The organism is Sphingobacterium sp. xlx-96 (genome assembly GCF_011007365.1).
In the GTDB taxonomy this organism is placed as follows: Bacteria; Bacteroidota; Bacteroidia; order Sphingobacteriales; family Sphingobacteriaceae; genus Sphingobacterium; species Sphingobacterium luzhongxinii.
In genome coordinates this window covers 370,909-384,600 of sequence record NZ_WFKM01000003.1, presented here as the reverse complement: position 1 = coordinate 384,600, position 13,692 = coordinate 370,909, and the positions used below count along the sequence as shown (strand labels likewise).

Here is a 13,692-nt window from a genome sequence, read left to right as displayed (position 1 = left end):
AAGGAGTGTTTATGAAAGAAAATTTTGCGGATAGAGTCATCGAATTCAATAGTGGCTTGCATTACTCAGGAGAGCTTCCGGATGGTTTTCAGGTCATGAATCCTTATCTGGACAATCCAGAGACGATGCTGGTGATGCGTCAGTTCTATCGCAAATACTATGAGGATGCGAGCGACCGTCAATTTATTGTAGGTATCAATCCTAGTCGTAAGGGGGCAGGGGTTACAGGGGTGCCATTTACGGATACAAAGCGGCTGCTTAGTGCCTGCGGTATTGAGATGAAATCTGCCCATACCCATGAAATATCTTCTGTATTCCTATACGATATGATTGATGCCTACGGAGGGGCCAAGGCTTTTTATCAACGATTCTATATAAACTCGCCTTTCCCATTGGCGATCATTCGGCAAATCAAAGCTGGGCAATGGGTTAATGCCAACTATTACGACGATCCGTCGCTATTTGCCGCGGTGAAAGACTTTATGATAGATTCGCTGAGAAAGCATATCAGCATGGGGCTCGACGTGTCCAAGGTGTACGTGTTGGGGAAGAAAAATGCAAAATTTATTCAAAAATTAAATAAGGAAGCCAAGTTGTTCGGTACGATAGAAATTTTAGAACATCCCCGGTATATACAGCAATACAAATCGAAAGAGAAGGATCTCTATATAGCCAAGTACCTGGATGCTTTCGAGTCCGAATGATAGCGTCTTAAAAAATTGGAAAGAGATGATTAAGATAAAACGCATTTATGAAAAGCCAGATCCCCAAGACGGGTACCGTATGTTGGTCGATCGGCTTTGGCCAAGGGGCGTTGGTAAGGATGAAGCCGAATTAGATGAGTGGAACAAAGACATCGCGCCATCGACGACATTAAGAAAATGGTTCGGTCATAAACCTGAACTATTTGAAGAGTTTGTGTCGCGTTATAACGAGGAGTTAAAGAAAAAAGGAGACAATTTGCTCCGTATAAAAGAACTGGGCGCAAAAGGGACGTTGACGTTACTTTATGCAGCTAAAGATGAACGAATGAATCAAGCTGCGGTTTTGTTGCAGCTAATTAATAACCTGAAAAAATAACGAAAATGAGGAGTATATTCTGTTTATTGTTCCTTTTTATAGCGGGTAATGTGAGGCTGAACGCCCAAGAGCAGCAAAGTCATAATAACTGGATTTTTGGTCCATCCATAGGATACCAGTACCAAAAAGCAAGTTTTGTCAAAGCTTCTTTTTGGGCACTTACAGATTTAGGGTATGCGAATTATCTCCGTTTTGATGGGGGGGCAAATATGACATGGAAAGCGGGTAAGACTCATGCTATTCCAGAGTTGGGAGTCACTTATTACCTGAGTGCCAAAGCCGTTTGGCCGTTTGTTAAAATGGAAGTCACCCCCTATACTATCACGCCAAAAGTAGGCGTTGGTATCTTTAATCTTTTTGAAGTGGGAGCCGGTTATGGTGTTGATTTGGGTACTAAGCAGGGGTTGATGCCTATCAAGGGATTTAATATTTCTGTAGGGGTGAGTCTGCCGCTTAACTACCATCTGTATTAGATATGACTACATTTCAACAGTTGCATCAGCCTACAGGAAGAATGATCTATAAGGATGGAGAAGAGTATCTTTTTTTCGGAGGTACTGCTTACTTAGGTTTCTTGGATAATCCGGATTATATTCATTTGTATAAAAAAGGGATTGATATTTATGGCTTGAATAATGGTACATCCCGCTCCAATAACGTACAGCTGGGCATATATGATGAAGCGGAATGCCGGTTGGCCGAAAGGTTTGATTTTGCCCATGCAGCTCTCTTGTCGAGTGGATATCTTGCCGCTCAAGTTGCGGTAAGGGCATTATCGTCGGGGAAGGAGGTTTTATATGCGCCGGATTCGCACCCTGCATTATGGATGGAAGTAGATTGTGAGGAATGTCGCCCATTTGATGAATGGCGCGACGAGACTATTAATTATATTAACCAGTCCGTACAAAAGGAGTTTGTCATTATATCCAATACATTGGATAATTTGAAACCTGGTTTCTATGATTTCTCCCCTTTTGCTAGTTTGTGTGATCCTTCAAAACACCTGCTTTTTATTCTGGATGATTCACACGGGCTGGGTGTCGTAAAAAAAGATGCTATTTCGGTGGACCTGGGTTTTGCAAGTGATTCTGCTAATGTGGACGTTGTTGTTGTTGCTTCTTTGGCCAAAGGGATGGGGACGGATGCGGGAGTTGTATTCGGGCCTGCTGATTATGTCAAAGAGATCAAGATGCATCCTATTTTTAGAGGAGCGTCACCACCAACTCCTGCAGCAGTTTATGCGCTTATAAATGGACGTCATTTGTACCACCAAGCTTTTGATGTATTACATCGGAATATTGATCTTTTTGGCTGCCTGATCAATACCGATGCTAGGTTGCGTCATATAGCTGATTTTCCGGTATTCACATCTGTTGATCCTCATTTATATAGACATCTTCTCCACAGGCATATTCTTATTTCTAGTTTTCCGTATCCTTTCCCCGATAGTCCGCTGTTAAATCGTATTGTCATCTCCTGTTTACATAAGAAAGAAGATCTACAGTATCTGGCCGAAGCGTATTTTGGAAAAACTTAATAAATATTTGAAAATCAGCAAAATAATGGTAGATTTGCATCCGATTTGAAGTGCGTTCTGAAAGCTTTTTCAGGGTAATCGTTTGAAAATGAAAAAAATATGTTGGATAAATGATCCGAAATATTTTTAAAGCTCATTTAAAAAAGATAATTTTGCAACCCCAAATGTGGGTTTAGGACGAATAATATAATTACAGAATAATAGATATGACTAAAGCAGAAATTATTGCAGAAATCTCTAACAAGACTGGCTTAGAGAAGGTTGATGTACAAGAAACGGTTGAAGCGTTTTTCAAAGTTGTTAAAAATGCGATGATTGAAGGAGAGAATGTATACGTTAGAGGGTTTGGAAGTTTTGTAGTAAAAAAGAGAGCAGAAAAGACAGCACGTAATATTTCCAAAAACACAGCAATTATTATCCCTGAGCACTTCGTGCCTAGTTTCAAGCCAGCAAAAGTTTTTGTTGAAAAAGTGAAAAATGGTAATAAAGTAAAAAAATAGTTAAATTTGCCCTATGCTTAACACCAAACAAATAATAGTAATTGTATTAGTAGTTGTACTAATGGGGGGCTTATTGGCTCAGCCTATTAAAGGCTTGGTTGATAAGGAGCAGGGCAAAACAGAAGCTAACGCAGAAGAACCATCTTCTATGTATACATTGAAGAGTGTTTCTGAGCTAGCAAAACAAGGTATTAATTCTTCTCTATCCCAAGATATTTCCGCAATCGAAGCTCAGGTGGAGAAAGCAGAAGGAGAACAAAAAGTCGCGCTGTTACAACAGCTAGTGGCCAAATGGGACGATGTGGCAAAACCTATTCCACAGGCATTTATCTATCAGGAGTTGGCACAGCTTTCTCCAAAATTTGACTATTGGTTGAAAGCAGGGGATGCTTTTCGTGCCGGATATACAAATCAGCAGGATACGATGATGGCTTCGGAGCTAAATAGGTTCGCTATTGCAGCTTATGAAAAGGCCGTCGAATTGGATGCCAATAGTCTTTCTGCAAAGACGGGACTAGGTGCAGCACTGGTTACAGGGTCCAATAACCCTATGGCAGGAATTGCTTTGCTGCGGGAAGTTGTTGCGGTAGAACCAAAAAATGTAGAAGCAAATAAAACGTTAGGTTTATTCTCTATACGTTCGCAACAGTTTGATAAAGCAATTGAGCGTTTCAAAACAGTAATTGAAGTAAAGCCAGATGCGGAGTCTTACTTTTATTTAGCTACAAGCTACGAAAAAATCGGTCTTAAGAACGAAGCTATAGCTGCTTATCAAAAAAGCAAGGAAATAGCAGCAGATCCGACCTTATCTCAGTATATAGATCGTCAGATCGAAGCATTGAGTAAATAATAATTAACAAGATTCATTAACATTATTTAAAAACATTAAAGCTATGCCAAGCGGAAAAAAAAGAAAAAGACACAAAATGGCTACTCACAAACGTAAAAAACGTTTAAGAAAAAATAGACACAAGAAAAAATAGTTCTTGTTGATAGTCTAAGGAGATTTATTTCCAAAGGCGCTATACAATCTACGGTAAACTTAGATGTTTTATCGTAGATTGTATTTTTTCATTAAACAAGTTTATGTTTCATTGGGATGATATAAGATAGTGCGCGAGGTACTATTGTCCCCAAATTTAGTAGCTGTTGGTAAAGGAATTAATTATCGATTCGACCCCCGAAAAAGGGGTGACTATTGCTTTACTACAGGACAAGCAACTTGTAGAACTAAATAAGGAACAGGTAGACAATCATTTTTCGGTGGGGGATATTTATCTCGGCCGGATTAAGAAAATCATGCCTGGATTGAATGCAGCATTCGTAGATGTAGGCTACGACAAAGATGCCTTTTTGCATTATCTGGATTTAGGACCGCAAGTACAATCCTTACTTAAGCTTACGCGAGTAGTAAAGAATGGCAGTTATCAAGAGAATCTGCTTAATAGTCTAAAGCTTGAAAAGGATATCGATAAGGCAGGTAAGATTTCGGAAGTATTAAGCCGAAATGTATTATTACCTGTACAGATAGCAAAAGAGCCAATATCAACAAAAGGTCCGCGACTTAGCTCGGATTTATCCATCGCTGGACGTTTTGTCGTACTTGTGCCCTTTTCAAGTTCTGTTTCCATTTCCAAGAAGATCAAAGGAAGTGCCGAACGCTCACGACTCAAAAAGATTGTAGAAAGTATTAAACCTGCAAACTTTGGAGTCATCATACGTACGGTTTCTGAAGGAAAAGGAGTTGAAGAACTTCAAAAAGACCTTCTCGATTTGATTTCGAAGTGGGAGCTTTTTACCAAGCGCCTTAAAAAAGCTGAACCGCCACAGAAAGTCTTAGGCGAAATGGATAGAGCTTCTACCATTCTAAGGGATTTGCTGACTGACGAGTTCACTCATATATATGTTAATGATCCTGTTATCTATGAAGAAACAAAGTCATATGTACAGGAGATTTCGCCGGAGCTGGAGAAGATTGTAAAGCTTTATAAACATAAAGAGCCAATCTTTGATCACTTTGGTGTCGAAAAGCAGATTAAGGCAGCTTTTGGCAAGACGGTTAATTTGCAAGGTGGTGCCTATTTAGTGATAGAACATACGGAGGCATTGCACGTCATTGACGTAAATAGCGGAAACCGGATTGCTAGTAAAGAAAACCAAGAAGATAATGCACTCTTAGTAAACAAAGAAGCTGCAAGAGAAATTGCTAGACAATTGCGATTGCGAGACATGGGAGGTATAGTTGTTATAGACTTTATTGACATGCATAAGCCTCAAAATAGAAAAGAGCTGTATACCTATCTAAAGGAATGTATGAACGTAGATCGAGCTCGTCATACCATACTTCCGCCGAGTAAATTCGGCTTGGTACAAATCACGCGACAGCGCGTGCGTCCAGAAATGAGTGTTGTGACAAATGAGAAGTGTCCTGCTTGTGATGGTACGGGAGAAATTAGGTCAAGTATTGTATTGCTTGATGACATTGAAAATAACTTGAGTTTTATTCTCGAAGAGCAAAACGAAAAAGGAGTGTCTTTATGTGTGCACCCCTATATAGACGCCTACATTAAGTCTGGGTTTATCTCTAAACGAGTCAAGTGGTTTTTCAAATATGGAAAATGGATAAAGGTGAAACCAGTCCAATCCTATTATTTAACAGAATTTCATTTCTTCAATTCGAAGGACGAAGAAATAAAGTTATAAAGAGATTAAAAAAGCTCCTCAAACGAATTTGAGGAGCTTTTCTTTTTACATAACGACAGAATAGTGTCATTATAATATAAACTTAGTCTAAGCTTAGTTCCTTTTCTTTATTAATTAAATGGGCGATACTGGTGTCGTTTAGAATCTGTAGCATTGCATTGCGTACATCTACAAAAGTATCTCGGATGCCACAGGCATGTTCTTCGGTACATTCCTCACAGGATCTATAAAAATTGAGACTTACACAAGGTAATAGAGCGATAGGGCCATCAATGAGACGCATGACCTGAGAGAGAAAAATATCTTCAGGAGCCTTATTTAGACTATAACCTCCACCGGCACCTTTTTTAGAGTACAAAATTCCTGCGTTGCGCATTTCCAACAGGATTTGTTCCAAAAACTTTTTGGGGATACGTTCCTCCTCCGCTATCTTGACAATTTGCATCGGCTCATTGCCATAATTCCGACCCAGCACCATGAGGGCCTTTATCGCATATTTAGTTTTCTTCGAAATCATAATCTGTATTCAGTAGCCTCAAAAATACAAAATAATACAACAACTTACTATTGTCCCAATACCTCAACAATAGTATGCCCGATATTGCCATTAGGTTCCATAACATGAAGCAAGGATGCAAGTGTAGGAGCAATGTCTACAACTTGAACAGGTCGATTGCTCACTCCAGGTTTGATGCCCCATCCCATGAATAATAAGGGGATATGCGAGTCGTAAGCAGACCATACACCATGTGTCGTACCGGTACTGCGTGGAGTACCCGAATACCACTGCGGTTCGGCGATAATCTGGATAGCTCCACTGTTCTTCCGGTTGTACCCATTGATTATTTTCTCACGTATAGGTGCTGGTAAAAACATGTTTTCTCCGTCCTCCATATCCACTACGTAGGCGATGCCATCTTGGCTTTTTAGATTTTTAATGATTGTTCTTTTCACCTGATCTACTTCTAGATTCAGTGAATCTATGAGTTTATAATCGAGGTGAACCTGATAGTTCAATAAGCTTCGGACTAGTTTGTTTGAACCGAATTTATCCTGTAATTCTGCATTCAACTCCCGTTCTATCTGCCTGGTAAAAAGATAGCCTCCATTCCCTTTTTGATCAGTATAATATAGCGGATTATAAGATGCAGCATGATCTGCGGTCAAGAAAAAAGTATAGTTTCCCGCACCAACGGTCTTGTCGAGATAAGCTAGGAAATCTGCAATATCGCGATCCAGACGTAAATAAGTGTCTTCAATCTCTACCGCAGATAAAGAATAACGGTGTCCTACATAATCGGTAGACGATAGGCTGACACAGAGAAAATCGGTGTTATTCGTTGGATTTTTTCCTAGGTTTTCATTCTCAATGGCTGCTTTTGCAAAGTCGAGCGTCAGTGTATTTCCCTGTGGTGTTGTTTTTATTAACTCATACCCGGCATCCTTCATTAATTCTGACGTTTTTCTTGGGAAAGTAGGGGATTTCTCACCTGCCCATTTGCCTTCATAGATATTGTCGTCGGCAATACTATTCGTATAAGTTTTGATGGGATATAGTGTATTCCAGTTTTGCTTTAGATATTTTTCCGGAAGCTTCAGCTTGTTAAATTTACTAACCCATTTTGGAAGATCTTTCATATAGAACGTGCTTGATATCCAGTCTCCGGATTTAGCTTCAAACCAATAAGCTGCATCTGCAAAATGACCTGCCGGAAGGATCCCACCTCTGTCTTTAATGGCAACTCCAATAACCTTAGATTGAAAATTAGTTGCCAATTTTAGTTGATCGGTAATGGTAGATGCTAATAGGTTTCGAGGAGATTGTTTTCCCTCTTTCTCTGTCGTACCCACACCTTGTACATTTTCATCCTGTGTACAATACATAGGTTGACCGGTCGATTGGATGATCCAATCATTGCCTGCGATACCATGGATAGATGGCACAGATCCCGTATAAACGGAGCTATGTCCAATAGCGGTATAGGTCGGAATATAGTTTATTAATGTGTTTTCGCAAGAGAATCCCTCTTTTAGAATCCGTTTAAAACCATCGTTGCCATAGCGATCCGCAAAGCGGTATAGGTAATCCCAGCGCATTTGGTCTACCATTAACCCCACTACTAATTTAGGTCTTTCTACTTGACCGTTTGCATCTTTGATAACCGCCAAAGCAAGTGCTAAAAAGAAGATAATATGTTTTTTCATTGGAATAACTGTTTTAAAGAAAGTTAGGTATTTCTAAAGCTTAGTCTAGAAGATCTGTCCCATCTTTTTAAAGGTTTGTTGAAATACAAATTAAGCCTTTTTAAGGTGATTAGTAAGAAATTGACCGGTAAAACTTTCTTTACAAGAAGTTAGATTCTCTGGAGTGCCTGTAAAGACGACCTGTCCACCTTTTTCACCTCCCCCGGGACCGATGTCGATTACCCAGTCTGCAGACTTGATCATATCCATATTATGCTCTATCACGAGGATACTATTGCCTAATGCAATCAATGCATCAAAAGATTTGAGTAATTTCTGGATATCATTAAAGTGTAATCCTGTTGTCGGTTCATCAAAAATAAATAAGGTCTTCTTGCTGTTATTACCTTTGATTAAGAAAGAAGCCAGTTTTATCCGTTGTGCCTCTCCTCCGGATAGCGTACTCGAAGACTGACCCAATTTGATATAACCCAAACCAACATCCTGTAAAGGCTGTAATTTTGCCAGTACTTTGGGTTGGTCTTTGAAGAAAATCAACGCTTCGTCTACACTCAGCTCAAGGATATCTGAGACCGATTTTTCTTGATACTGTACATCTAGGACGTGTTGTTTAAATCGCTTACCACCACAGGCCTCACATGGGAGTACAATGTCGGCCATAAATTGCATTTCAATCTTTACTTCACCATCTCCCTGACAGATGTCACAGCGGCCTCCCTCGACATTGAATGAAAAGGCTGCTGGTTTTAAACCTCCAGCTTTGGCAGCAGGAAGGTTGGCATAGAGCGCCCGGATTTCATCCCAAGCCTTCACGTAGGTGACCGGGTTAGAGCGGGATGACCGACCTATCGGATTCTGATCAACCATTTCCACTTGTTCGATCTGTTGAATATCGCCTTCTATGCCATCAAACTGTCCGGTTTGTTCACCAGAATAATTTCCCATGGCCTTTTGAAGAGCTGGGTAGAGAATACGTTTTACCAAGGATGTCTTGCCAGAACCGGAGACGCCTGTCACCACGGTGAATATATGAAGCGGAAAGTCTACTGTAACTCCTTTCAAATTATTTTCCCTGGCGCCTTTTATAGTGATTGTATCAACCCATTTTCGTCGCTGCTGGGGTACTGCAATTTCCATTTTGCCACTCAGGTAATGACCGGTAAGCGAATTTTTGTCTTTTAAAATCTGTTCATAATTTCCTGCAAAAACCAATTCGCCTCCATTGACTCCTGCTTCGGGCCCAATGTCGATCAGATAATCTGCGGCTTCCATCATTTCCTGTTCGTGTTCCACAACGATTACCGTGTTACCAATATCGCGTAGAGACTTCAATACCGTGATAAGCTTTTGCGTGTCTTTGGGATGTAGGCCGATACTGGGTTCGTCCAATACATAGATAGACCCTACCAACGAACTGCCTAGCGAAGTCGCTAAATTTATCCGTTGAGATTCTCCTCCCGAGAGGGTATTACTGAGTCGATTTAATGTCAGGTAACTTAAGCCTACGTCACACAGAAACTGAATCCGGTTTATAATCTCCCACAAGAGGCGTTTAGCAATTTTAGCATCATTTTCGGATAGATCCAAACTATTAAAAAATAATAAGGCCTGATCTATAGGCAGTAATACCAGGTCTACGATAGACTTGCCTGCGATTTTGACATAGGTAGCGTCTTTACGTAGACGACTGCCTTTGCATTCGGGGCAGTCCGTTTTACCCCGGTAGCGGGATAGCATGACCCGATATTGGATTTTGTAAGTCTGCTCCTCCAGTTCTTGGAAGAAATCATTCAAACCCCTGAAATATTTATTGCCCGTCCAGAGTAATTCCTGTTGGGCGGTTGTCAGGTCGGCATACGCCCGATGTATAGGAAAATCAAATTTTATAGCTGTAGCGACAAGGGCGTCAAGCCAAGTGCCCATCTTTTCACCACGCCAAGGTGCTAAGGCTCCATCGTATACTGACTTACTTTTGTCGGGGACGACGAGATCTGGGTCGATACCGATTACCTTACCATATCCTTCACAGCGGCGACAAGCCCCAAAAGGATTGTTAAAACTGAAAAAATTAGGTGTAGGTTCTTCGAAGGTGATGCCATCCAATTCAAATTTATCGGAATATGAAAAGCGTTGTCCTTCGATATCTACAGCACATTCACCTTTTCCTTCAAAGTATGCTGTCTGTATGGAATCGGCAAGACGAGTGGTTGTATCTTCTTCACCATCTAGGCGGATCCGGTCTATAACAATTTCTATCTCCCCTTCTTTAAAACCTTTGTTTGAAACTGATTTATCTTCAAGGATGTTCTCTATCTTTTCTACTTTGCCGTTAAAGAAAATCCGTACAAACCCCTTTTGGAGCAGCAAGGATAATTCCTCCTTCAGTTTGCGGCCGTTGGTCGGATGTAAAGGGCTAAATAATGTAACAGTCGAATCAATAGGGTGAGTCAAAATCTTATCCACGATAGACGATACGGAATCTTTAGAGACCACCTCACCTGAAACAGGCGAATAGGTTTTGCCAATACGGGCAAAGAGGAGTTTGAGGTAATCATAAATCTCTGTGGATGTCCCTACGGTGGATCTTGGATTGCTTGTGATCACTTTTTGCTCAATGGCAATAGCTGGGGCGATACCTTTGATATAGTCCACTTCCGGTTTGTGCATTCGGCCCATAAATTGGCGAGCATAAGAGGATAGACTCTCTACATAACGACGCTGTCCCTCGGCATACAAAGTGTCAAAAGCTAACGACGACTTGCCCGAACCCGACATGCCGGTGATGACAACTAGTTTGTTTTTTGGAATGTCAACATCAATGTTTTTCAGGTTGTTGACCCGTGCTCCCTTGATTTGAATATGAGATTTTGGATTGTGCTCCTTCTTATTTTGCATAACTTCCAAAGTTACGCATTTTTCTGCTTTCTAGCGGTGTGCCGTTGGGAGTAGTCTGATGCTTTTAATGGAAATCTGATACCTTGATAATAACAAAATTGACGTATTCTTGTTACTAAAGAAAAGACCGGGTGTAACGATCTCGTAAAATAATTTAAACTTATGGATTTTATAGCAATAGAAACTCAAATTAACGCTCGTGTAGAGACTGTCTGGAATGCTTACAACTCCGCGGAAGATATTATGCAATGGAACCATGCCTCGGACGATTGGCATTGTACCAGTTCGATCAACGATCTACGTGTAGGTGGGAAGTTTAAAAATCGAATGGCGGCTAAAGACGGCAGTTTCGGGTTTGATTTTGAGGGTACGTATACGGAATTGAGTCCCTTTAAAAAGATAGCTTATACCATGTCGGATGGACGAAAAGTCGAAATGGATTTCGAATCAGACAAACAGCAAACCAAGTTGTTTATTCGCTTCGAGCCGGAAGCTGAAAATTCCATTGAAATGCAACGAGGAGGGTGGCAGGCTATATTGGATAACTTTAAAAAGTATGTTGAATCCGTATATGCTGTTTGACAGTCTCTCTTTTTGAGACTGTATCTGTTGGATGAATCAATTTAACTTGTTTATTGTTTTTCCTATTTGGTTTTTTAATTCTTTTGGGATCCTGGTTTTTAGAATTGCTTGGCAATTCATGACGATATTATTCCGTGCGCTTGAATATGTAAAATCTCCCAGTATACCAGTTAGGGCTGCGCGGAGTTCAGTTGGTTTGTTTTTGCCCGCTACGACTGTTAGGTAGGCTGTTAGATACTGGTGGTAATTGCAGTCTTGCAGCAAGGTTACTTGAGCAATTCGTTCGGTGGTCGGATCGGCTTTATCCAATAGTTTTTCTAGGGCCTGCTCTGCAACTGTCATTTGCGAAAAGGACGATATAACGTCTGCTATTTCTGTCTCCATATTGACGCTGACTGGAAAACTAACAAGATTGTCAAATTTTGATTGTCATTTGGGATCGGGGTCGTTGTCGTTCGTCTCTTGGAGTTTGGCCAGTAAGGTGTTGACTTCTTCTTCGGATGCTGTTAGTTTAGATTTGCAAATCTGGATCAATTGAGATGCCCGCTTTATCTTGTCGGCCAGTTCGTCTACATTGACATCACCTGTTTCTATCTCGGAAACAATCTGTTGCAATTCGTTAAAGGCGTCATTATAAGTGTAGTTTGATTCCATTTTTTTGCTAAGTTTTTAAGATTATTTTACTCGATAATATACCGTCGGCATAGCTTGTTTCTATGGTATCACCTTCATTAACTTGCTCCCTTGAGGTTATTGCTTTTCCATTGATCCGGGTTATACTAAAGCCTTTCTTTAAAAGTAGGTTAGGGTCGGCCATATTGACGATTCGGGAGATACCTTTCAGTGTCTCTTGTTGCTCTTTTAAAATATGACGACTAAACAGCTGGATTCGTTGGGATATCATTTGAATCTGATGTTGTTGTGACGCGAATTTCTGCTTGCTATTCCAAGAAATAATCTGCGCAAAATCTGCTAGTTGCTTTCTTTGGTTCAAAAAAGCTTCCTGTGCACGAAGAATCAGGCGTTCTTGTGCTTGATCTACAGGAATGGCGAAGTTGTGGAATTTCTGAATCAAAAAATCAGCGAGTTCGCTGGGGGTTATAGCATTCTTATAGGCCACCATCTCGCTTACGGTCTCGTTGGTAGAGTGACCTATTCCTGTCAATATAGGGATAGGGAAAATCGCAATTGCTTTGGCAAGGTTGTAGTTGTTGTAGCTTGATAAACCGACTTCGCCACCACCTCCCCGGATAATAGCGACAGCATCATATTTTTCCAAATGGTCGGCGATCACGGCAAGTTGACGAATGATAGAAGGAATGGATTTGTCGCCCTGCAATAGTGCAGGGTATAAGGTGGTCTCAATTTTGTAACCCCAAGGATTATGGGCGATTATTTTAAAGAAATCGGAAAGACCTTTACTGGTTTCTACCGAGATGATAGCAAGTCTTTTAGGGACTGTAGGGAAGGGAAGCTTTTTATTTGCATCAAATAGTCCTTCTTTATGAAGCTGCGCTATACTTTCTTTTTTTTCCTTTTCTAGTTCACCCAGTACAAAAGTAGGGTCTATATCTACGATGCGTAGGCTGAGGCCGTATAGAGGGTCATAGGAGACACCTGCCTGGAATAAAATGGTAATCCCGTCCCGAAGGGGCTCCTTCAGTAATTGGATGAACTGTTGATTAATACGCTCGAAGTCCGTCTTCCACAATATGGAGCGTATTTCAGCGACAATTTTACCGTCTTTTTTCTCAACAAGTTCTGGATAACAGTGACCTGAATGCTTATAGTGGTTAAGCTTATTCATCTCTGCTTTGATCCAATAGAGACTTTTGTAACGATCAGCAATGGTCTTTTGAATGCTTTTCGTAACCTCTAAAAGGGAAAAAATAGTTTTGTTTTCAACCACTTCAGGCATGATTCAAAGGTACTGAAAAAGTTGGAAGTTAGGTGTCTATTCTGCGAATCTGAATTGCTAGGGAATAAGTTGGGATCAATTTATGGACATTGTCTTATTTAACTGGATATATAATCGAATAAAACACGGATATCACTCAGATTTCATGCGGAATTATCCGAATGAAGTCCGAATGAAGTCCGTGTAATCTACGTATAATATCCTTGTTAATATATAAACTATTCCTAACATGTAGTAAATTTGATACAAGGATGCTATTCCGACTTTTTAAT

Annotated in this window: 14 protein-coding genes; 8 read left to right on the top strand and 6 right to left on the bottom strand. The window is 40.5% G+C overall.

What is annotated here, in order from left to right; translation table 11 throughout:
- Positions 1 to 11: 11 nt before the first annotated feature.
- The 7 genes from G7B20_RS07370 (at position 12) to G7B20_RS07340 (ending at position 5,820) form a co-directional block, all read left to right on the top strand.
- Positions 12 to 704, top strand: coding sequence for an SMUG2 DNA glycosylase family protein (locus tag G7B20_RS07370; RefSeq protein WP_164109781.1), 693 nt, complete (start codon positions 12 to 14; stop codon positions 702 to 704).
- Between the two features lie 25 nt (positions 705 to 729).
- A complete protein-coding gene (locus G7B20_RS07365; RefSeq protein WP_164109779.1) occupies positions 730 to 1,080 on the top strand; it encodes a DUF488 domain-containing protein in 351 nt (116 codons plus the stop codon).
- A gap of 5 nt (positions 1,081 to 1,085) precedes the next feature.
- Positions 1,086 to 1,553: a hypothetical protein gene (locus tag G7B20_RS07360; RefSeq protein WP_164109777.1), complete on the top strand. Its 468-nt coding sequence runs from the start codon at positions 1,086 to 1,088 to the stop codon at positions 1,551 to 1,553.
- 2 nt (positions 1,554 to 1,555) lie between these two features.
- On the top strand, positions 1,556 to 2,617 hold the full coding sequence (locus tag G7B20_RS07355) for an aminotransferase class I/II-fold pyridoxal phosphate-dependent enzyme (protein ID WP_240452829.1): 1,062 nt from the start codon (positions 1,556 to 1,558) through the stop codon (positions 2,615 to 2,617).
- 206 nt (positions 2,618 to 2,823) lie between these two features.
- The gene (locus tag G7B20_RS07350; protein ID WP_079645487.1) at positions 2,824 to 3,117 is read left to right on the top strand and encodes an HU family DNA-binding protein; all 294 of its coding nucleotides are present in this window, start codon (positions 2,824 to 2,826) and stop codon (positions 3,115 to 3,117) included.
- Between the two features lie 13 nt (positions 3,118 to 3,130).
- Positions 3,131 to 3,967 (top strand): tetratricopeptide repeat protein, encoded by an 837-nt coding sequence (locus G7B20_RS07345; RefSeq protein ID WP_164109775.1) that lies wholly within the window; start codon positions 3,131 to 3,133, stop codon positions 3,965 to 3,967.
- A 299-nt stretch (positions 3,968 to 4,266) separates the two neighbouring features.
- Positions 4,267 to 5,820 carry an Rne/Rng family ribonuclease gene (locus G7B20_RS07340; protein WP_164109772.1) on the top strand — a complete coding sequence of 518 codons (1,554 nt, stop codon included), beginning with the start codon at positions 4,267 to 4,269 and terminating at the stop codon, positions 5,818 to 5,820.
- A gap of 82 nt (positions 5,821 to 5,902) precedes the next feature.
- Here G7B20_RS07340 and G7B20_RS07335 read toward each other — a convergent pair whose 3' ends face one another.
- The 3 genes from G7B20_RS07335 to uvrA form a co-directional block, all read right to left on the bottom strand.
- Positions 5,903 to 6,337 (bottom strand): RrF2 family transcriptional regulator, encoded by a 435-nt coding sequence (locus tag G7B20_RS07335; protein WP_164109770.1) that lies wholly within the window; start codon positions 6,335 to 6,337, stop codon positions 5,903 to 5,905.
- A 47-nt stretch (positions 6,338 to 6,384) separates the two neighbouring features.
- Positions 6,385 to 8,025, bottom strand: a complete 1,641-nt coding sequence (gene pafA, locus G7B20_RS07330; protein ID WP_164109768.1) for an alkaline phosphatase PafA — start codon at positions 8,023 to 8,025, stop codon at positions 6,385 to 6,387.
- 90 nt (positions 8,026 to 8,115) lie between these two features.
- Complete coding sequence (uvrA, locus tag G7B20_RS07325; protein ID WP_164109767.1) at positions 8,116 to 10,920, bottom strand: excinuclease ABC subunit UvrA; 2,805 nt, start codon at positions 10,918 to 10,920, stop codon at positions 8,116 to 8,118.
- A 162-nt stretch (positions 10,921 to 11,082) separates the two neighbouring features.
- On the opposite strand from uvrA, the gene G7B20_RS07320 reads away from it, so the two are divergent.
- A complete protein-coding gene (locus G7B20_RS07320) occupies positions 11,083 to 11,502 on the top strand; it encodes an SRPBCC family protein (protein WP_164109765.1) in 420 nt (139 codons plus the stop codon).
- A gap of 36 nt (positions 11,503 to 11,538) precedes the next feature.
- Here G7B20_RS07320 and G7B20_RS07315 read toward each other — a convergent pair whose 3' ends face one another.
- Genes G7B20_RS07315 through xseA form a run of 3 tightly spaced genes read right to left on the bottom strand, consistent with a single transcriptional unit; the run spans position 11,539 to position 13,420 of the window.
- Positions 11,539 to 11,886: a hypothetical protein gene (locus G7B20_RS07315; RefSeq protein WP_164109762.1), complete on the bottom strand. Its 348-nt coding sequence runs from the start codon at positions 11,884 to 11,886 to the stop codon at positions 11,539 to 11,541.
- A 45-nt stretch (positions 11,887 to 11,931) separates the two neighbouring features.
- Positions 11,932 to 12,156, bottom strand: a complete 225-nt coding sequence (gene xseB / locus G7B20_RS07310; RefSeq protein ID WP_164109760.1) for an exodeoxyribonuclease VII small subunit — start codon at positions 12,154 to 12,156, stop codon at positions 11,932 to 11,934.
- A gap of 7 nt (positions 12,157 to 12,163) precedes the next feature.
- A complete protein-coding gene (gene xseA, locus G7B20_RS07305; protein WP_164109758.1) occupies positions 12,164 to 13,420 on the bottom strand; it encodes an exodeoxyribonuclease VII large subunit in 1,257 nt (418 codons plus the stop codon).
- Positions 13,421 to 13,692 lie beyond the last annotated feature (272 nt).

Coding starts and splice junctions, on each gene's coding strand:
- G7B20_RS07335 (WP_164109770.1), bottom strand. CDS start 6,337: ATGATTTCGAAGAAAACTAAATATGCGATAAAGGCCCTCATGGTGCTG.
- G7B20_RS07345 (WP_164109775.1), top strand. CDS start 3,131: ATGCTTAACACCAAACAAATAATAGTAATTGTATTAGTAGTTGTACTA.
- G7B20_RS07360 (WP_164109777.1), top strand. CDS start 1,086: ATGAGGAGTATATTCTGTTTATTGTTCCTTTTTATAGCGGGTAATGTG.
- G7B20_RS07320 (WP_164109765.1), top strand. CDS start 11,083: ATGGATTTTATAGCAATAGAAACTCAAATTAACGCTCGTGTAGAGACT.
- G7B20_RS07350 (WP_079645487.1), top strand. CDS start 2,824: ATGACTAAAGCAGAAATTATTGCAGAAATCTCTAACAAGACTGGCTTA.
- xseA (WP_164109758.1), bottom strand. CDS start 13,420: ATGCCTGAAGTGGTTGAAAACAAAACTATTTTTTCCCTTTTAGAGGTT.
- G7B20_RS07355 (WP_240452829.1), top strand. CDS start 1,556: ATGACTACATTTCAACAGTTGCATCAGCCTACAGGAAGAATGATCTAT.
- G7B20_RS07365 (WP_164109779.1), top strand. CDS start 730: ATGATTAAGATAAAACGCATTTATGAAAAGCCAGATCCCCAAGACGGG.
- G7B20_RS07370 (WP_164109781.1), top strand. CDS start 12: ATGAAAGAAAATTTTGCGGATAGAGTCATCGAATTCAATAGTGGCTTG.
- pafA (WP_164109768.1), bottom strand. CDS start 8,025: ATGAAAAAACATATTATCTTCTTTTTAGCACTTGCTTTGGCGGTTATC.
- G7B20_RS07315 (WP_164109762.1), bottom strand. CDS start 11,886: ATGGAGACAGAAATAGCAGACGTTATATCGTCCTTTTCGCAAATGACA.
- uvrA (WP_164109767.1), bottom strand. CDS start 10,920: ATGCAAAATAAGAAGGAGCACAATCCAAAATCTCATATTCAAATCAAG.
- xseB (WP_164109760.1), bottom strand. CDS start 12,156: ATGGAATCAAACTACACTTATAATGACGCCTTTAACGAATTGCAACAG.